This window comes from Novosphingobium organovorum (assembly GCF_022832435.1).
GTDB lineage: Bacteria > Pseudomonadota > Alphaproteobacteria > Sphingomonadales > Sphingomonadaceae > Novosphingobium > Novosphingobium organovorum.
On record NZ_JALHLF010000001.1, the window covers coordinates 1 to 18,372 of the forward strand.

The 18,372-nt window shown below is 66.7% G+C and carries 16 protein-coding genes and 1 tRNA gene; 6 read left to right on the top strand and 11 right to left on the bottom strand.

The annotated features are described in order from the left end of the window. Positions 1-1,479 (top strand): adenosine deaminase family protein (locus tag MTR62_RS00005; RefSeq protein WP_244016083.1); only part of this gene is annotated, 1,479 nt, incomplete at its 5' end. Between the two features lie 2 nt (positions 1,480-1,481). On the opposite strand, the gene MTR62_RS00010 is transcribed toward MTR62_RS00005, so the two are convergent. Beyond that, entirely contained in the window at positions 1,482-2,345 is an 864-nt protein-coding gene (locus MTR62_RS00010; RefSeq protein WP_244016085.1) for a DMT family transporter, read from the bottom strand. A gap of 141 nt (positions 2,346-2,486) precedes the next feature. Between MTR62_RS00010 and MTR62_RS00015 the strand changes: the two genes are divergently transcribed. Then, positions 2,487-3,986, top strand: a complete 1,500-nt coding sequence (locus tag MTR62_RS00015) for an aminotransferase-like domain-containing protein (protein ID WP_456152702.1) — start codon at positions 2,487-2,489, stop codon at positions 3,984-3,986. 1 nt (position 3,987) lies between these two features. Here MTR62_RS00015 and MTR62_RS00020 read toward each other — a convergent pair whose 3' ends face one another. Both MTR62_RS00020 and MTR62_RS00025 read right to left on the bottom strand, forming a co-directional pair. Further along, a complete protein-coding gene (locus MTR62_RS00020) occupies positions 3,988-4,965 on the bottom strand; it encodes a cytochrome-c peroxidase (RefSeq protein WP_244016089.1) in 978 nt (325 codons plus the stop codon). After that, on the bottom strand, positions 4,962-5,540 hold the full coding sequence (locus MTR62_RS00025) for a homogentisate 1,2-dioxygenase (RefSeq protein ID WP_327194359.1): 579 nt from the start codon (positions 5,538-5,540) through the stop codon (positions 4,962-4,964). Before MTR62_RS00025 ends, MTR62_RS00020 begins: the two co-directional genes overlap by 4 nt. A 122-nt stretch (positions 5,541-5,662) precedes the next feature. Between MTR62_RS00025 and MTR62_RS00030 the strand changes: the two genes are divergently transcribed. Continuing rightward, positions 5,663-7,717 carry a TonB-dependent receptor plug domain-containing protein gene (locus MTR62_RS00030; protein ID WP_244016091.1) on the top strand — a complete coding sequence of 685 codons (2,055 nt, stop codon included), beginning with the start codon at positions 5,663-5,665 and terminating at the stop codon, positions 7,715-7,717. A gap of 219 nt (positions 7,718-7,936) precedes the next feature. Here MTR62_RS00030 and MTR62_RS00035 read toward each other — a convergent pair. From MTR62_RS00035 to grxC, 4 genes are all read right to left on the bottom strand, one after another. Next, positions 7,937-8,013, bottom strand: a tRNA-Arg gene (locus MTR62_RS00035). A gap of 92 nt (positions 8,014-8,105) precedes the next feature. Further along, positions 8,106-8,624 carry a DUF1178 family protein gene (locus MTR62_RS00040; protein WP_244016093.1) on the bottom strand — a complete coding sequence of 173 codons (519 nt, stop codon included), beginning with the start codon at positions 8,622-8,624 and terminating at the stop codon, positions 8,106-8,108. A 7-nt stretch (positions 8,625-8,631) separates the two neighbouring features. After that, a complete protein-coding gene (locus MTR62_RS00045) occupies positions 8,632-9,531 on the bottom strand; it encodes a carbon-nitrogen hydrolase family protein (protein WP_327194360.1) in 900 nt (299 codons plus the stop codon). Next, positions 9,528-9,791 carry a glutaredoxin 3 gene (grxC, locus tag MTR62_RS00050; protein ID WP_244016097.1) on the bottom strand — a complete coding sequence of 88 codons (264 nt, stop codon included), beginning with the start codon at positions 9,789-9,791 and terminating at the stop codon, positions 9,528-9,530. The genes MTR62_RS00045 and grxC overlap by 4 nt, the downstream gene beginning before the upstream one ends. A gap of 212 nt (positions 9,792-10,003) precedes the next feature. On the opposite strand from grxC, the gene MTR62_RS00055 reads away from it, so the two are divergent. Together MTR62_RS00055 and MTR62_RS00060 are read left to right on the top strand one after the other, a co-directional pair. Then, entirely contained in the window at positions 10,004-10,474 is a 471-nt protein-coding gene (locus MTR62_RS00055) for an Hsp20 family protein (protein WP_244016099.1), read from the top strand. A gap of 275 nt (positions 10,475-10,749) precedes the next feature. After that, positions 10,750-11,754, top strand: a complete 1,005-nt coding sequence (locus MTR62_RS00060; protein ID WP_244016101.1) for a sensor domain-containing diguanylate cyclase — start codon at positions 10,750-10,752, stop codon at positions 11,752-11,754. On the opposite strand, the gene MTR62_RS00065 is transcribed toward MTR62_RS00060, so the two are convergent. The 4 genes from MTR62_RS00065 to tpiA all read right to left on the bottom strand — a co-directional run bounded on the left by MTR62_RS00065 (position 11,744) and on the right by tpiA (position 15,980). Next, positions 11,744-12,811, bottom strand: coding sequence for an oxidoreductase (locus MTR62_RS00065; protein ID WP_244016103.1), 1,068 nt, complete (start codon positions 12,809-12,811; stop codon positions 11,744-11,746). The genes MTR62_RS00060 and MTR62_RS00065 overlap by 11 nt on opposite strands. Next, positions 12,808-14,439: a CTP synthase gene (locus tag MTR62_RS00070; protein WP_244016105.1), complete on the bottom strand. Its 1,632-nt coding sequence runs from the start codon at positions 14,437-14,439 to the stop codon at positions 12,808-12,810. Before MTR62_RS00070 ends, MTR62_RS00065 begins: the two co-directional genes overlap by 4 nt. 185 nt (positions 14,440-14,624) lie before the next feature. After that, complete coding sequence (secG, locus tag MTR62_RS00075; protein ID WP_244016107.1) at positions 14,625-15,020, bottom strand: preprotein translocase subunit SecG; 396 nt, start codon at positions 15,018-15,020, stop codon at positions 14,625-14,627. 201 nt (positions 15,021-15,221) lie between these two features. Beyond that, positions 15,222-15,980, bottom strand: a complete 759-nt coding sequence (tpiA, locus tag MTR62_RS00080) for a triose-phosphate isomerase (RefSeq protein ID WP_244016109.1) — start codon at positions 15,978-15,980, stop codon at positions 15,222-15,224. 413 nt (positions 15,981-16,393) lie between these two features. Here tpiA and MTR62_RS00085 point away from each other — a divergent pair, with 413 nt between their 5' ends. Then, on the top strand, positions 16,394-18,364 hold the full coding sequence (locus tag MTR62_RS00085) for a peptidylprolyl isomerase (protein ID WP_244016111.1): 1,971 nt from the start codon (positions 16,394-16,396) through the stop codon (positions 18,362-18,364). Positions 18,365-18,372: the final 8 nt, after the last annotated feature.

Consider the following 18,372-nt stretch of genomic DNA (forward strand, 5'->3'; position numbering starts at 1 on the left):
GATGCGGCGCCTGCGCCAGGCGCGGGCGAAGCGCGCGCCGAGGCGGTCCTCGACAAGGCCCGCGACGACACCGCCGTGCTGCGCGTCCTGCTGCGATCGATGCCCAAGGGCGGCGATCTGCACAACCACCTTTCGGGCGCGATTGCGGCCGAGGATTATCTCGGCTGGGCCGCGAAGGATGGGCTGTGCGTCCAGCGCGAGGGCCTCGCGCTCGTCGCGCCGCCGTGCCCGCCCGCCGATACGCTCACCGCGATCGCGCGCGATGAACCTTTCGTCTACGCGCGGATCGTCGATGATCTCTCCACTCGTGGCTGGCAGCGCGGGGTCGGCGCCGACGATGTCACCGGGCACACCCAGTTCTTCCGCAGCTTCGATCGCTTTGGCATGGTCGCCTCGAAGCACGCGGCGGATTCGCTCGCCCAGGCCCTGCGCACCGCGGCGGGCGATCACGTTGCCTATCTCGAGCTGATGATGAACCCGGAGACGATGACCCGCTTCATCTTTGCCGCGCCCGATGTCCCGCTCGATGAAGCCGGTCTGGCCGCGCGATACGAGGTCGAGAAGAGCGCCCTGCCCGCGCTCGTGGCGCAGATGCGCGCCGAGATCGACGCGACCGAGGCGGCCGCGCGCGCTCACCTGGGTTGCGGCACGCCGCAGGCCGAGCCGGCCTGCGGCGTCGCGCTGCACTACCTCGCCAGCGGCTTTCGCGCGCTGCCTCCCGCTCAGGTGTTCCGCTCGCTCATCGCCGGTTTCGCGCTCTGCGCGGCCGACCCGCGCTTCGTGGGCGTCAACATCGTCCAGCCCGAGGACTGGCCCGTCGCGCTGCGCGACTACGATCTGCACATGGCGATGTTCCGCTTTCTCGAGGCGCACTATCCCGGCGTTCACCGCACGCTTCACGCGGGCGAACTGGCCTATGGTCTCGTCCCGCCGCTGGTCATGAAGGACCACATCGCCAAGGCGGTAGCCGCAGGCGCCGAGCGGATCGGCCACGGCACCGACATCGCCTACGAGGCCGATGCACCGCAAACCCTGCGCACCATGGCGCAAAAGGGCATTGCCGTCGAAATCAACCTTTCGAGCAACGCGGTGATCCTGGGCGTCAAGGGCAGCGAGCATCCGCTCAACCTCTACCGCCGCTTCGGTGTGCCGGTTGTCCTTTCGACCGACGACGAGGGCGTGCTGCGCACCGACATGACTGGCGAATACGTGCGCGCGGTCCACGAACAGGGGCTCGATTACCGCGCGCTCAAGCAGGCTTCGCGCAACAGCCTGGAATACGCCTTCCTGCCGGGCGAGAGCCTGTGGCTTCGCGGCACGGTCGGAACCCCTGTCCCGGCCTGCGCCGCCAGTTTCGCCGCGCCCGCCTGCAAGACGCTGCAGGATCGCAGCGAAAAGGCCCGCCTCGAAGCCAGCCTCGAGGCCCGCTTTGCACGCTATGAGGAGACGATCGGCGAGATCGTCCCCCCAGCGCCCTAGAATCAGGCGAAGCGCTTGGCGCCCGCCACGGCGGCGATCACGATCAGCGTCGCGCCCAGCATCGCGGGCGCGACGTGTTCGTGCAGCAAAAGCGCGGCAAGACCCAGGCCAAGCAGAGGCTGGAGCAGCTGGAGCTGGCTGATCCGCGCAATCCCGCCAAGGCTGAGCCCACGATACCAGAACACAAAACCGATCAGCATCGAAAACACCGAAACGTAGCCCAGCCCCATCCAGCTCGGCACCGGCACCTGCATAACGCCGCTCGCGGGCCAGAACGCCATCGTGCCGAGCAGCGCGATCGGCACGCAGAGCACCAGCGCCCAACTGATGACCTGCCAGCCGCCCAGCGCGCGGGTCAGCACCGCGCCTTCGGCATAGCCCAGCCCACAGACCGCGATCGAAAACACCATGAGCGCATCGCCGGTGACCGACGCACTCGATTCCTGCGTCAGCGCAAAACCGGCGACTGCGCCCGCGCCCAGCAGGGCAAAAGCCCAGAACGCGGCCGAGGGCCGCTCGCCGCCGCGCACCACACCGAAGATCGCGGTGCTGAGCGGCAGCAGCGCCATGAACACCAGCGAATGGGCTGCGGTCATGTGCTGAAGCGCGAGGCCCGAAAGCAGCGGAAAGCCGATCACGCAGCATCCCGCGACCACCGCAAGGGCGCCCCACTGGCGCGCATTTGGCCAGGGCTGGCGCAGCGCGGCGAGCAGGCTCAACGCCAGCAGTCCGGCGATCAGCGCCCGGGCGCTGGTCAGCAGCCAGGGTGAAAAACCCAGCACCGCCAGCCGCGTCGCGGGCATCGAACCGCTGAAAATGAGCACGGCGAGGAGCCCATTGCTCCATCCACGGGTGGTATCCTGCATCGTCGGGTCCTTTAATCCATCAAGGCCCCGGCTCTAGCGATTGGCGCTGGCGCCGACAGGGACAGATCGATACAGTAAGAACATTCTGTACTGGAACATGGAACAACACAGATGGGCCAACCCACCCAGACCGGCCGGGTCATGGACGGCGTTCGCAGCCGCATTTCCGCGCGGCTCCTGTGCGCGGGCGACCGCCTGCCCTCGGTGCGCCAGAGCGCGGCGCACTTCGGCGTGGCGCAGGCCACAGTGGTCGAAGCCTACGACCGGCTGGTCGCCGAAGGACTGATCGAGGCGGTGCCGCGATCGGGCTTTTTCGTCAGCCATCTCGCCAGCGCACCGCCCAGCCCTTCGGCGCAGGTTTCGGCGCGCGATCACGCCATCGATCCCTTCTGGGTCTCGCGCCAGTCGCTCGATACGCCCGAAGAGGCCGACAAGCCCGGCTGCGGCTGGCTGCCGCACGAATGGATGCCGCAGGCCGCGCTCCAGCGCGCACTGCGCGACGCCGCGCGCGACCCGGCCGCGCTGACCGGCTACGGCACGACGGCTGGTGACCCGGCGCTGCGCAGCCAGATCGCGCTGCGCTTCNGCTGGCTGCCGCACGAATGGATGCCGCAGGCCGCGCTCCAGCGCGCACTGCGCGACGCCGCGCGCGACCCGGCCGCGCTGACCGGCTACGGCACGACGGCTGGTGACCCGGCGCTGCGCCGCCAGATCGCGCTGCGCTTCGCCGCCGAAGGGCTCGAATGCGATCCCGAGCGTATCCTGCTCACCCAGTCGGGCACCCAGGCGATCGACCTGATCTGCCGCCTGCTGCTGAGCGCGGGCGACACGGTGCTGCTCGACGATCCGTGCTACTTCAACTACCAGGCCCTGATCGCGACGCACAAGGTGCGTGCGGTGAGCGTGCCCTTCACCCCGACCGGCCCCGATCTGCACGCCTTCGAAGCGATCGTCGCCGCCGAGCGGCCGCGGCTCTACATCACCAATTCCAGCCTCCACAACCCGACCGGGCACAGCCTCAGCCTCGTCACCGCGCACCGCCTTCCCGCGATCGCCGCCACGCACGGCATGGTCGTGGTCGAGGACGACATTTTCGCCGATTTCGTCCCCGGCGCGCCGACGATGGCCGCGCTCGACGGGCTCTGCGGGGTGATCCGCATCGGCAGTTTCTCCAAGACGCTGTCGGCCTCGCTGCGCTGCGGCTACATCGCGGCGCGCGCCGAATGGATCGACGCGCTGAGCGACCTGCAGCTCGCCACCGGGTTCGGCGGCCCCACGCCGCTTTCGACCAGCGTCATCAGCCATGTCCTCGCCAGTGGCGGCTACCGACGACACATGGATGCACTACGCACGCGGCTGGTCCGGGCCCGCCGCGCAATCGGCGGGGAGCTTGACCGGATCGGCATCCGCCCGCTCGGCGAACCGGCGGGTGGCTTTGCGTTGTGGTGCCGCCTGCCGGGCACGGTGGACAGCGCCGAGCTGGCCCGCCGCTGTCTTGAGCACGATGTCCTGCTCGCCCCCGGCAATGTCTTCAGCCCCAGCCTCAGCGCCGCGCACCACATCCGCTTCAACGTCGCGCAGACCAGCGAACGCGCGCTCGCGGTGGTCGCGCGCGAGTTGGACGCGCTGGCGCGAGGCTAAGTCACAGCGGCTTGCCGCATGCCTCCATCGGCAGCGCGAAAGCCGGGTTGGTAAGAAAAGCATGGTCGGTCAGACTGCCGAGAAAGGCACTCAATTGGCCAAGGCTCACCGCGTCCGCGTCGGCAAAGGCGGCATGGGCCCGGATTGCCGAGGCGAGGTCTGGTGCCGAGCCGTCGTGGAGGTAGGGCGCGGTGACCGCCACGTTGCGCAGCGAAGGCGTACGAAAGCGGGCGCGATCCTCGGCCCGTCCGGTCACCTCCATCAACCCGGCGTCGGCCCCGTCCTGTGCCGTGATGCGGTGGTAGTCCTGATCGGTCAGGTCCACGCCGGAATGGCACGAGGCGCAGTCACGCGCAAAACGCGCCGCCCCGGCGCGGGCCAGCGGTGCGAGCGCGCCCGACTCGCCGCTACGCCAGCGGTCCCACGGCGCCGAGCGTGAGACGAGCGTGCGTTCGAACGCGGCGATCGCGCGCGCGGCATGGGCGTAGTCGGGCCGCGCCGCCTCATCCGGGAAAGCCTCGCGGAACATTGTGACATAGCACGGTTGCGCACCAAGCCGTTCGGCAAGCGCATCGGTGTGTCCGTCCATCGCCATCTCGACCGGATGATGCCCGAGCATCGGCACGTCGACCTGGCCTTCGAGCGAGGTCTGGCGTGGATCGGCCCAGGTCAGCCGTGCGAAATCGCCGACATTGGCAAGACCCGGCACGTTGCGCCGCCCCGGATCGTCGCGCGCGCCGGGGTGGGTCGCGTTGCCATCGCCAAAGCCGCGACGCTGTTCGTGGCAGGTCGCACAGGCCATCGTCCCGTTGATCGAGAGGTCCGCATCGTAGAACAACCGCCGCCCGAGCGCGACGCGCGCAGCCTGCACTCCGGGCGAAACGCCCTCCTCGGAGCGCAGCGGCCCGGCCAGCCCCAAGGCCACGGCAAGAGCGCCAAGGCTTGCCAGCAAGGCCTGTCGACATGGGCTCTTGATCATGGTTTTCGGGTAACGAGCAGCCCGGTCGAGGTCTCTGCGTTCGCGGAAACCTGCAGCAGATAGTCACCCGGCACGAGTGTGAAATCGACGATCTTGCGGATACCCGAGCAATCGGGGCCATGACCATGCGCGGTCGAAACCAGCCCCTTGCCGTCCTTCACCACGTCGATCCACGCGGCCGAGCCGAGCGCGACGCGGTACGTTCCGGCGGCGGCCACATGAAAGCGGAAGAGCCCGCCGTGGCTGACCGTGCCGCCCGGTTTTTCCGGGCGCAGTGCATAGTGCACCTGCGGTGTCGGTAAAAGCCCGGCCTCGACCGCCCGGCCCGGTTGCAGTTGTGCGGCGCCGACCCCGGCCAGTGAAGCGGCCGCGGAAAGACCACCGCGTCCAGTCCATGAAGCGAACTCGGGCGCAAGCGCCGGGCTTGACGATGCGCACTCGCTGGCGGGGGCCTCCTTCTGCGCCGAAGCCGGAACCGCTGCCAGGACCAGCAGGCCAAGACCCGCCAGACATCCACCGCGCAGGGCCGCGTTCGCCATAATCGTCACCATCATCATCGCTGCAAAGGCCCCCATTCGATTTCGCGCTTTACTATATCATTACGAATATAATATCCATTCAAATATAGATTCGCGTCGCAACGCGCAGGCTTGCCATGCGCAGGCCGAAAATCTGTTTCAGGGGGTAATTCCGAACCATGCGCCACTCGACCGCTCTCGCGGCCTCGCTCTTATGCACGCTCGCGCTTCCCACCGCGGCGCAAGCCGACGAGACGCAAGACACCGCATCACAAGCCAGCGATGCCTTCACGCTGGGACAGATCACCGTCACCGCCCATCCCGGCGCCGATCCGGGGATTGACCTCAACACGCTCGACGCCAGGGCGATGCAGACCTTCCAGCGCGCCACGCTCGACGATGCGGTCAACCTGATGCCCGGTGTGTCCGCCTCGAACAGCGGGGGTGCGCGCAACGAACAGCTGATCTACGTACGCGGCTTCGACCGCTATCAGGTGCCGCTCTCGATCGACGGCATCCGCGTCTACCTGCCCGCTGACGGGCGGCTCGACTATGGACGCTTCCTGACGGCCGACATCGCGCAGGTACAGGTTGCCAAAGGCTATGTCTCCGTGCTCGACGGGCCGGGCGCGATGGGGGGCGCGATCAATCTCGTCACCTCCAAGCCGACCAAGGCGATCGAGGCCAAGGTCGGCGGCACGCTCAACCTGGGGCGCAAGGCCGAGTATGCGGGCTACAACGCCTATGCCCTGCTCGGCACCAAGCACGAGCTGTGGTACGCGCAGGCAAGCTATACGCGCAATTTCCAGGACCACTGGGACTTGCCCGCAAGCTACACTCCCACTGCGGATTCGGCCGAGAACGGCGGCCATCGCGACCTTTCGCGCTCCAGCGACTGGCGGGTCAACGCCAAGATCGGCCTGACCCCCAACGCCACCGACGAATACTCGCTGAGCTACACACGCCAGGAAGGCGAAAAGAACGCACCGCTCCACGTCAACGATGCCGCCTCCAGCCAGAAGAGCTGGAAATGGCCCTACTGGAACATCGATAGCCTCTACTTCCTGTCGAAGACCGCGCTGGGCGACAGCGCCACGCTCAAGACCCGGCTCTACCGCAACAGTTTCGACAACCTGCTCAGCGCCTATGACGATGCGACGCAGACGACGCGGGTCAAGGGCAAGTCGTTCGACAGCTGGTACGCCGACACCGCCTGGGGCGGCTCGGCCCAACTCGACCTCGCGCTGGCGCCGGTCGACACCCTCAGCATCGCGGCGCACTACCGGCGCGACAAGCACGTCGAATGGCAAAAGAGCTTCTCGACCGGGATTACCGAACCGCACCAGACCAGCATCGAGGAAACCTACAGTGTCGCCGCTGAAAACCGCCTCCAGCTCGCCCCCACGCTGCGGCTGACCACGGGCATCAGTTTCGACTGGCGCAATCTGGTCCAGGCCCAGGATTACAGCGACAGCGCGTTCATCAACTACGATCTGCACAACGGCAGCGCGATCAACGGCCAGGGCCAGCTCAGCTGGAGCCCCGATGCGGCAACCAGCGTGCACGCCAGCGTCTCGGCGCGCACGCGCTTTCCCACGCTGTCCGAACGCTTCAGCACCAAGTTCGGCGGCGCGGTCTCGAACCCCGCACTCAAGGCCGAGCGCGCGACCAACTACGAGATCGGCGCCTCGCATCACTTTGGCCCGGTCAACGCGGCCGGCGCGGTGTTCTATTCGCACATCAGCAACGTGATCGTGGCCTTCCCGGTCACGTACGAAGGCGAATCCGCGACGCAGAGCCGCAATCTGGGCCACGGCAACTACTACGGCGCCGAACTGGCGCTGACCGCGCAGGTCCTGCCCACGCTATCGCTGGGCGGCAACTACACCTGGACCCACCGCGATCTCGACGATCCGACCGACAGCGCCTTCGAGCCCACCGGCGTTCCCACGCACAAGGCCTTCGCCTGGGCCGACTGGACCCCATTGCCCGCCCTGCACCTGTTGCCCAACGCCGACATTGCCTCGAACCGCTGGACGGTGAACACGGCAGGCACGGCCTATTACCGCACGGGCAGCTATGTGCTGGCCAACCTCACCGCCCGCTACGACCTGCGCGAAGGCATGTCGGTGAGCCTTGGCGCGCGCAACCTGTTCGATGACTACTACGTCCTGACCGACGGCTTCCCCGAGCGCGGTCGCAGTTTCTTCGCCAGCTTCCAGGTCAGCTACTAACCCCCCCAACCCGGCCTGGAGGAGGCGAACGACCGCCGTCCGGCGCTTGAAAGGCACGCTGTGGAGGTCGTGCCCGAAAGCGCCGGACGGCGGCTTTGCATGCGCGCCCTACGACGCGCGCCACGCATCGCCAAACCAATCATGAACGGAAGATGATGCCCCCGTCCGAACACGGTTCGGACGCGCATCTCGTAGCTGGTGGAGCATTTTCGAAGGAGATGGTGCGCCCGGCGAGATTCGAACTCACGGCCCCCAGATTAGGAATCTGGTGCTCTATCCGGCTGAGCTACGGGCGCACTCGGGCTCGTCCTAGCGGGGGGGAGGGCGCTTGGCAATCGGCTCCGCGCGCTTGTTCACCCATCCCGGTGAAAGTCGTCCCCCGACAGGTTCAATGGGTATCTTCGGGCGGCGCGATCGGGAACGGCAGCGGGACGAGGGCAATGCCTTCGTCGATCAGTTCGCGGGCGTCCTCCAGGCTCGTTTCACCGTGGATCGCCTCGGCCTCGCGTTCGCCGTAGTACATCGCGCGCGCGTCCTCGGCAAAGTTCGTGCCGACATAGCGCGAGGCCTTGAGCGCTTCGCCCTGCATGCGCGCAAGCTTGTCGATCAGTTCGAGCGCCTGAGGTGGCAGTTCGCGACTGGCCACCGGGGCAACGGGCCCTCCATCCGCTCCGGCCTGGACCGGGCGCGGCAAAGCGCTGGACGATCGCGGTGCCCGCGCTTCGGGCAACTGGTTGCCCTTTCGCGCCAGGCGCGGGGCCTGAATGGCCTTGCCCACATCGCACGCCCCGCAGAACGGGCACACGACCAGCGACCGCTCCTGCTGGCGCGCGAAATCGTCGGAGGACTTGAACCACCCCTCGAAACGATGCCCGCCCGCGCGGCACTCCAGATCGTAGACTATCATGACGTGCCTATTTGGCGATCACGCGCGTCCTGGCAAGGGTGCGCCGGTTGGACAGACTTGGGACCTGCGCCCGGACCTGGGCGAGCCGTGCGTGATCGATGGTCACAAAGCCGAGCCGCGACTTTGCCGCCCCCGCATGCTCCGCTGGCGCATCCGCCGCTGGCCACTCCGCGCCGCCCATGTCGAGCAGCACTTCGCCCCAAGGGTCGATGGCGAGCGAATGGCCATACGTCTCACGCCCGTCTTCGTGCAGACCCACTTGCGCCGCGCTGAGCACGAAAGCGCTCGCCTCAACCGCGCGGGCGCGCTGGAGCAAGTGCCAGTGAGCCCGCCCGGTCGGCACGGTAAAGGCCGCGGGTATGGCGATCACGTCGCACTTTTCACGCCCCAGCGCCTCGAACAGGGCCGGGAAGCGGATGTCGTAGCAGATCGCCAGCCCCAGTCGGCCCAGCGGGGTGTCGACCACGGTCGGTGTATCGCCGGGCGCATAGGCGTTCGATTCGCGCCAGCTCTCGCCGCTCGCCAGATCCACATCGAACATATGGATCTTGTCGTAGCGCGCGCGGATCGCGCCGCTGTCGTCGATCACGAAGGCGCGGTTCGCGCAGCGCCCGTCCCCGGCTTCGGGACGCACCGCGAGCGAGCCGAGATGAACCCAGATCCCTTCGCGCGCGGCCGCCTCACGCACTGCGGCAAGCACCGGGTCGCGGGCCTCGTCGACGATCCGGGGGCCGCCGCGCGCGCGATCGCGGTCGATGATCCCGCTCATTTCGGGCGTGAACAGCATCGCCGCCCCGCCAGCACGCGCCTCCGCAACGGCCTGGACAAGGCGGGCCGCGCTGACCGCGGGGTCAATCCCCGTGGTCATCTGGAAAAGCGCCGCGCGGACCGTAGAAGCGCCGGTCACAGCCCCAGAATCGGATCTAGCTCGCCCGCCCGGTCCAGCGCGTTGACATCGTCGAACCCACCATAGGCCTTGTCGGCAACGAGGATCTGGGGAACGGTACGGGCGCCCGGAACACGCTCATTCATCTCGGCCTTCCTGGGGCCGCCCATGGTAATGTCGTATTCCTCGTAGGCGATCCCCTTGCGGTCGAACAGCGCCTTGGCGGCGACGCAGTAGGGGCAGCCCCACTTCGTGTAGATTTCGACCTTGGGCTGGCTCATGCAGTCTGGCTCCTGAAGCGATTGAAAATGGGGGAAAGGGACCTGTGCACGCAAGCGCATCGCACGCGGTTCGCCCATCCCCCTTGAATTGGCCTTGCGCTATCATATCTAGGGTGACGTGTCATGGCCCCCTCGTGGGCATGGCACGCTCTCGAGGCGCCGGATCAGCCGGGCCTCATCACACGAAGATTGCTCAACAGAGGATTTTTGTCATGAACCGTATCGATTTTTCGCCCTATCGCCGTTCCATGGTCGGTTTCGACCGTCTTTTCGACATGCTCGAGAACCAGAACCGGATCAGCGCGGGCGACAAGTATCCGCCCTTCAACATCGAACGCCGTGGCGAGGATGCCTACCGCATCACGCTGGCCGTCGCCGGGTTCAAGCCCGAGGATATCGACATCACCGCGCAGGCCAACCTGCTGGTGGTCAAGGGCCGCAAGCCGGACGAACATGGCGAAGGTGACTTCCTGCACGTGGGCATCGCCCAGCGCGGTTTCGACCGCCGCTTCGAACTGGCCGATTACGTGCGCGTCGACCGCGCCGACCTCGCCGACGGTCTGCTGGTGATCGATCTCGTGCGTGAAGTGCCCGAAGCGATGAAGCCCAAGAAGATCGCCATCGGCGGTAACACGCTCAAGGTGATCGAAGGCGACACGGGCGAGGGTTCCGCCGCAGCCTGACCGGCGCGCGGACGGCCCGACCGCTGCGCAACGATGAACGTTCGAAGGGCGGCCTGTTCCAGCAGGCCGCCCTTTTCATGTGCGCGCCCTGACGTTCGATACATAGCGATACATAAAAACCGCCTCCGCCATGTTGCCTTCACGGCGCCTGCTACGATACAAACGGACGCGTTCCTTGCAGGTACGGTCCGCCTGCCGTCCTGCCTCGGGTGCGGGTCCTTGGGCGCAGACGCCATGCTCGCAGGTTGAAAGGCACGGAGGTAGCACGAGCGCCCATGGCCCAAGCCACCCGGCACGACGACGAAGCCGGCCGACTGGCCGCCTTGCGCCGGCTCCACGTCCTTGATTCCGATCCCGAGGAAGCGTTCGAAAATGTCGTTTCGCTGGTGCGCCAGGTGCTCGGCGTTCCCATCGCAACGGTCGCTCTGGTCGACGAGAACCGCCAATGGTTCAAGGCCCGGCGCGGGCTCGACATCGCCGAGACGGCGCGTGACGTTTCGTTCTGCACCCACACCATCCAGACCGACGATCCGCTGATCGTTCCCGACGCCGAACACGACGCGCGCTTCGCGGCCAATCCATTCGTCCTCGGGCAACCGGGCATCCGCGCCTATCTCGGTATTCCGCTGCGCTGTTCGGATGGCTACAATCTGGGCGCGCTCTGCGCGATCGACACCGCCCCGCGCGAATTCACGTCCGCCGAAATCGCCTTGCTCACATCGTTCTCACAGATCGTGGTGAGCGAGCTCGAACTGCGCCGCGTGGCGCAGTTCGACACGATGACAGGTGCCCTTTCACGCCGCGCCTTCGTCGATCGAATGGAAGAAGAAATAGAACGATTTCAGCGTTATAAATGCGATAGTTCGCTTCTTTTATTCGATATCGACCATTTCAAGTCGGTCAATGACCGGTTCGGACACCCCGGCGGCGACACGGCGTTGAGCGAAGTTGTCGCGACGATCAAACGGATCAAGCGCCCCAACGACATCATCGGACGCCTCGGCGGCGAGGAATTCGCCATGCTCCTGCCCGAGACCGACGCGGGAAGCGCGCTGCAGGCCGCCGAGCGCTACCGCGAAGCGATCGCCGCGCAGTCCATCGCGATCACGCCGGGCACGCACCTGACCGTTTCGGCCAGCTTCGGAATTGCCGGACTGCACAGCGCCATCCGCACGCCCGCGCAGTGGCTCGCCTGCGCCGACGTCCCGCTCTATCAGGCCAAGCGCTCGGGACGAAACTGCAGCCGGACGGTCGCCGCCCCAACTGGCTTTACAGAGTGATCCGACTGCCCTGTTCGCTCGAGGCGATCGCGGCCGCGAGGATATCCTGCACCAGCAGCACGTCCTCCGGCCTCGCGGGCAAGGCCCCCTCTCCACGGCAAGCGGCGGCCATCATCGCGTAAAACCGGTGCTGCGCGCCGCGTGGCAGGGGCGTTTCCTCCCGCTGCCCTTGCGCGTCGAAGCGCACCAGCGGCTCGGGATCGAGCCCCCAGGCCTCGTCGCCCGGCCGCAGTCCGGCCTTGGACTGCTCCTCCTGCACGTCGAGCCCCGCCTTGATCAACGATCCGCCGGTGCCGTGGACGCGAAAACGCGCCTCACCGCCCGCCACGCACGAGCCCGCGTGCAGAACCACCCGAAGCCCTGCATAGTGCAGCGCGACGTGAACGTGATCGACTGCCCTCGCGCCCTCGCGAAGGCAGGAAAGATCGGCATCGACCTCCAGCGGCCGGCCGAACAGCTGGACCGCCTGGTCGACGAGGTGCGGGCCAAGATCGTACCACAGCCCCGAACCCGGCGCGCCGCTTTCACGCCAGCGGTCCTGAACCTCGGGCCGGAAACGGTCGAAATGCGATTCGAAATGGACCGGCCGCCCGATCAGACCCTGCTCGAGCGCCGCGCGCAAACCGAGGAAATCCGCGTCCCAGCGCCGGTTGTGGAACGCCGTGGCCAACAGGCCCCGCGCTTCGGCCAGGGCGAACAGCCCGCGCGCCGCGATGGGATCGAGCGTAAAAGGCTTCTCGACGACGACATGGCGCCCCGCTTCGAGCGCCCGCGTCGCAAGGTCGGCGTGCGACGCACTGGGCGTTGCGATAACGACGAGAGCAATCGCGGGGTCGGCAAGCAAAGTCTCGATATCGGGGACGAGCCGGACACCGGGCGCGGGAGGCGCCGCGTCCCGCCGGCGCGAGACCACCGCGCGCAGCTCAAGTCCGGGCGTCGCGGCGATGTAGGGCGCGTGGAACACCCCCGTCGCCATCCCGTTGCCGACGATGCCCACCCCGATGGGCCCATCCCCAAGCGGGGCGGGACCATGCGGGGCCAGCACCGGAACGGTCAAACCAGGCGGGCCTGGCGCAGCGCTGCGGCCACGAAGCCCGAGAACAGCGGGTGCGGTTCAAACGGGCGCGACTTGAGTTCGGGGTGGAACTGGACGCCAACGAAAAACGCGCGATCGGGCCGCTCGACGATTTCGGGCAGAAGCCCGTCGGGCGACATTCCCGAGAAGATGAGCCCATCCTTCTCGAGCGCTTCGCGATACTTGCCGTTCACTTCGTAGCGGTGACGGTGCCGTTCGGAAATCTCGGTCGCACCGCCGTAAAGCGAGGAAACCAGGCTGTTGCCGTCAAGCTTGGCGGTATAGGCGCCAAGGCGCATCGTGCCGCCCAGATCGCCGCCCTCGGCACGGGTTTCGAGGCCTTCCTTGCCCATCCACTCGGTGATGATGCCCACCACCGGTTCTTCGGTCGGGCCGAATTCGGTCGAGCTGGCCTTCTCAATACCCGCCGAACGCGCGCCTTCGATGCAGGCCATCTGCATACCCAGGCAAATGCCAAAAAACGGCACGTCTCGCTCACGCGCGAAGCGCACCGCGGCGATCTTGCCCTCGGTCCCACGCTCGCCAAAGCCGCCGGGGACGAGAATCCCGTGCATCGGTTCGAGCGCGGCAGCGATTTCGGAATCGGCCTTTTCGAAGATTTCGGCGTCGAGCCACTTGATCTTGACCTTGACCTTGTTGGCAAGGCCACCGTGGACGAGCGCTTCGTTGAGCGACTTGTAGGCGTCGGGCAGGCCGACGTACTTGCCCACGACCCCGATCGTGACTTCGCCCTCGGGGTTCTGGAAACGATCGACGATGCCCGACCAGCGCGACAGCTCGGGCGCGGGCGAGGACAGGCCGAAGTGGTGCAGGACTTCCGCGTCCAGGCCCTCGGCATGATACTGCAGCGGCACCGCATAGATGTTGGGCGCGTCGAGCGCGGGGATCACCGCTTCGCGGCGCACGTTGCAGAACAACGCGATCTTGGCGCGCTCACCCTCGGGCAGCTCGTGCTCGCAGCGGCACAGCAGGATGTCGGGCTGGATGCCAAGGCCGGTCATCTCGCGCACCGAGTGCTGCGTCGGCTTGGTCTTCAGCTCGCCGGCCGCCGCGATGTAGGGCACCAGCGTGACATGCACGAAGCACGTACTCTCGCGGCCCAGTTCGTTGCGCATCTGGCGCAGCGCCTCGATGAAGGGCAGGCCCTCGATGTCGCCGACGGTGCCACCCACTTCGCACAGCACGAAGTCGAGATCGTCGGTATCGGCCTGCGCGAAATCCTTGATCGCGTCGGTCACGTGCGGGATCACCTGCACCGTCGCGCCCAGGTAATCGCCGCGGCGTTCCTTGGCGATGATGTCCTGGTAGATCCGTCCCGAGGTGATGTTGTCGCCCTGATGCGCCGAAACGCCGGTGAAGCGCTCGTAGTGGCCAAGGTCGAGGTCAGCCTCGGCGCCATCGTCGGTGACGAAGACTTCGCCGTGCTGATACGGGCTCATCGTGCCCGGATCGACGTTGAGATAGGGATCGAACTTGCGGATTCGCACTCGGAACCCACGGGCCTGCAACAACGCGGCCAGGCTGGCGGCCATGAGGCCTTTGCCAAGCGAGGAGACCACGCCGCCGGTGATGAAGATATGCCGCGCCATGGGTATTGGGCCTTAAATTGCGTGGTGGCCCTCAGGCAAGCGCCGAGAGCCTGTGTCCACAGGTCAAATTCAATAAAATGCCGCCTGACAGCGCCAGACGGCATCCTGGTTACAACGATTTTGTCAGGCGGCTCCTAAGGCTAGGCCACGGAACCGCCCGGTCTATGCCGTTACTGCTTGGGCCGTTACTGCTTGGCCGCACCCGCGAGCGGGTCGTCCTGCGTCGTGCCCGAGGTCGTGCCGTTCGCCGAGTCGGCACCCGCCGAACCGGCCAGCGGATCGGCCGGCTGCGGGCTCGGCGTTGCCGCCGCAGCCGTGCTGCGCTGCAGCGAGGTGTCGATATCACTGGCGTTGTTGGCGTCAACCGCCATGGCCGCCAGAACGATGCTCAGGATCACGAAGAGACCGGCGAGAACCGCGGTCGAACGCGTCAGGAAGTCGGCCGCGCCGCGTGCCGACATCAGCCCCGAGGGGTTGCCGCCGCCAACGCCCAGACCACCGCCTTCGGACTTCTGCATGAGAATCACCAGGACCAGCAGGGCCGCCACGAGCGCCTGGACAACCGTCAGGAAAACAAACATCGCTAAATCTCAGCTCTTTTCGAGGAACCGCAAAACTGCACTACTGCGGCCTGCGTCCAATACCGTGTCCGGCGCGCCTGCATGGCAAGCGCGTCACAAGCGGCGCAGATAAGCGCTACGCTTCGCGAACGCAACCCGGACCGTCGCGCCTTTTGGTCTGGTGCGCCGAACCGGCAACGCGTGCCGCAAACAGGAGGCCGCTCAGTCGGCGACGAGCGAGGCCGCCGCGCCGACGATCGCCAGGAAGCTCTCCGCGCTCAGGCTCGCCCCGCCCACCAGCGCGCCGCCCACCTCAGGGACCGACAGCAGGTCGGAGGCGTTCTCCGCGTTGACCGAGCCGCCGTAGAGAATGCGCACGCCCTGCCCGCTCTCACCGTAGAGATCGACCAGCGTCGCGCGGATCGCGCGGTGCATCGCCTCTACATCACCAAGCGAGGGCACACGGCCGGTACCGATTGCCCAGATCGGCTCGTAAGCCACGGTGAACTTTTCAGGCGCTTCCTCGAGCGCGGGGCAGGACGCGGCGACCTGCGCGCCGACGACCGCCTCGGCGGTCCCGGCGTCGCGCTGCGCCTCGGTTTCGCCCACGCACACGATCACGCCGAGACCCGCGCCCAGCGCGGCCTGCGCCTTGGCCTGAACGTCGGCATCGCTCTCCTTGTGGTAGGTCCGGCGCTCGGAGTGACCGACGATGGTAAAGTCGGCGCCCGCATCCTTGAGCATGGGGGCGGAAATATCGCCGGTGAAGGCGCCGTTATCCCGCGTGTGGCAATCCTGCCCGCCCACACCGATGATCTCGGCCGCTTCACGCGCCCGATAGATGAGTGTCGCAGGTGGCGCGACGCCCACCTGGATCCTGGGAAAACGCCCTGCGGCACGGTCGATGGCGCGAACCTCGTTGAGCATCGCGCGCGTGCCGTTCATTTTCCAGTTTCCGACGATGTAAGGCAATCCAGCCATCTTGGTCCCTTGATCAAATCGACGCCATACCGAACGACCTCTCCCGAACGGGAGGGAATCAGAGCGCCGCTGTAACGGGGCGCTGCTAGGCCAGCACTAGCGGATTTGTCAAAAGACGGGGAGACATCTGTTGACGAAGACTTTGCAAGTGCAGCGAAGGACGCCGCATCGTTTACGCTCGAAGGTATCGAGAAAGCACCAAGAAAGGCGTGGTTCAGACTATTTGCGCCAAGGACAACGATCCTGACGGGGGTTCTGGTGCGCGATCGGGCACGAAACATCACCGATAACGACGAGTCGCCATTGCAGGACGGCGAAAGGCCCCCTAAAGCCTCGGCCGTTTCCCGCCGTCGCCACGGGTTTATCCCGAGCCTCGGCATTTCACAGACCGCTCACTAACGGCCGGACACGACATGCTCAGCTTTTTCAGATCTTTCCTCCAGTCCAAGATCGGCGCCGGTATCGCGCTTGCCGTGCTGGTCGTCATCGCACTGGCCTTTGCCAGCGGCGACATCGCCGGCTTCGGCAGCGGTTCGGGCGTGGGCGACGGCACGACCGTGGCGAGCGTGGGCAGCGAGAAGGTGACCACCAACGATCTGGTCCAGGGCGCCAACGTTTCGCTCAAGCGCGTGCAGACCAACAATCCGCAGGCGACGATGGCCCAACTGCTCGAGCAGGGTGGCCTCGACACCATCCTCGACGAACTGGTCCAGCGTTCGGCCGTCTTCGTGTTCGGCAAGGAAAACGGGATCGTCGCGGGCGACCGTCTGGTCGACAGCGAGATCGCGCAGATTTCCGCGTTCCAGGGCGTGGATGGCAAGTTCGACCAGAAGGCCTTCCGCCAGGCGCTGGCGCAGCAGGGCCTGTCCGAAAAGACGCTGCGTGAGGACATCGCACGCGGGCTCGTGGGCCAGCAGCTCGTCACGCCTGCGCAGTTCGGCGCCTCGATGCCCGCCTTCATGGCCACGCGCTACGCCCAGATGATCGACGAGACGCGCAGCGGGTCGGTCCTCGCCCTGCCCTCGGCGCTGTTCGCGCCCAAGGACACGCCCGACGACGCGACGCTCGAGAGCTTCTACAAGAGCCACACCTCCAGCTTCATCCGGCCCGAGCGCCGCGTAATGCGCTACGCGACCTTCACCATCGACGAGATGCCCGCCCCGGCCGCGCCGAGCGAGGCCCAGATCTCGGCCCGTTACGAAACCGAAAAGGCGCGCTTCGCCGCCAAGGACGAGCGCCGTATCACCCAGGTCATCGCCTCCTCCGAAGCCGACGCCAAGGCGATCGTCGCCGCGGTCGATAGCGGCAAGAGCCTCGAGGAAGCGGCCAAGGCCAAGGGCCTTTCGGCTGCCAAGCTTGAATTCTTCAATCGCCAGACGCTCACCGACCAGTATTCCAAGGCGGTCGCCGATGCGGTCTTTGCCGCTCCGATCGGCAAGCTCGCGCAGCTTGCCAAGTCGCCGCTGGGCTGGAACGTGATCCGTGTCGAGGAAGAGAACAAGACCCCGGCCAAGTCGATCGATGCGGTCAAGGGCGATCTGATCAAGGAAATCGAGGCGGACGAACGCCGCAAGGCCTTTGCCGCGCGTCTCGAATCGATCGAGGACAAGTTCTCGAACGGCGCCAGCCTGCCCGAAGTCGCCAAGGCCCTGAACATCGCGATCAAGACCACCGAGCCGATCACCGCCGACGGGCGCATCTACGGCAAGAACGGCGAGACCGTCCCCGCCGATCTCCAGCCGCTGCTCCCCACCGTCTTCAAGATGGACCAGGAACAGCCCCAGCTGACCCAGATGGGCCAGGGCCAGGACTTCTCGGCCGGTCGTCCCTTCGCGATCTACGACGTCACCCAGATCACCCCCTCGGCGCCCGCGCCGTTCAAGGAGATCAAGGACGACGTGAAGGTCGCCTGGGCGCTCGACACCGGGTCGAAGGCCGCCAAGGCCGCCGCGCTCAAGGTCCAGGCCGAAATGGCAAAGGGCAAGTCGATGACCGTCGCGATGGCCGCGACCGGCAAGACCCTGCCCCCGATCGAGCAGGTCGGCATGTCGCGCGCGACGCTCAGCCGTGCGCTCCAGTCGGGTCGTCAGGTTCCCCCGCCGGTCTCGCTCATGTTCCACATGACCAAGGGCAGCGTGAAGGTGCAGAGCGCCGACGGCGAACGTGGCTGGTTCGTGGTCGAGCTCAAGGACATCACGCAGGGCAAAACCCCTGCGCCCGAGATCGTCGCCCAGGCCCGCAAGGAACTCGGCGCACAGCTCGGCGATGCCTATGCCGCCGCTTACGGCCACGCCGTCGAAAGCGAACTTTCGGTCAAGAAGGACCCGGCGGCGATCAAGGCGGTCAAGGCGCGCCTCGGCGGCACCGCCGCCCCCGGCGCCTGACCGGTGGG

Coding starts and splice junctions, on each gene's coding strand:
- MTR62_RS00010 (WP_244016085.1), bottom strand. CDS start 2,345: ATGCAGGATACCACCCGTGGATGGAGCAATGGGCTCCTCGCCGTGCTC.
- MTR62_RS00020 (WP_244016089.1), bottom strand. CDS start 4,965: ATGATCAAGAGCCCATGTCGACAGGCCTTGCTGGCAAGCCTTGGCGCT.
- MTR62_RS00025 (WP_327194359.1), bottom strand. CDS start 5,540: ATGGGGGCCTTTGCAGCGATGATGATGGTGACGATTATGGCGAACGCG.
- MTR62_RS00030 (WP_244016091.1), top strand. CDS start 5,663: ATGCGCCACTCGACCGCTCTCGCGGCCTCGCTCTTATGCACGCTCGCG.
- MTR62_RS00040 (WP_244016093.1), bottom strand. CDS start 8,624: ATGATAGTCTACGATCTGGAGTGCCGCGCGGGCGGGCATCGTTTCGAG.
- grxC (WP_244016097.1), bottom strand. CDS start 9,791: ATGAGCCAGCCCAAGGTCGAAATCTACACGAAGTGGGGCTGCCCCTAC.
- MTR62_RS00055 (WP_244016099.1), top strand. CDS start 10,004: ATGAACCGTATCGATTTTTCGCCCTATCGCCGTTCCATGGTCGGTTTC.
- MTR62_RS00060 (WP_244016101.1), top strand. CDS start 10,750: ATGGCCCAAGCCACCCGGCACGACGACGAAGCCGGCCGACTGGCCGCC.
- MTR62_RS00070 (WP_244016105.1), bottom strand. CDS start 14,439: ATGGCGCGGCATATCTTCATCACCGGCGGCGTGGTCTCCTCGCTTGGC.
- secG (WP_244016107.1), bottom strand. CDS start 15,020: ATGTTTGTTTTCCTGACGGTTGTCCAGGCGCTCGTGGCGGCCCTGCTG.
- tpiA (WP_244016109.1), bottom strand. CDS start 15,980: ATGGCTGGATTGCCTTACATCGTCGGAAACTGGAAAATGAACGGCACG.
- MTR62_RS00085 (WP_244016111.1), top strand. CDS start 16,394: ATGCTCAGCTTTTTCAGATCTTTCCTCCAGTCCAAGATCGGCGCCGGT.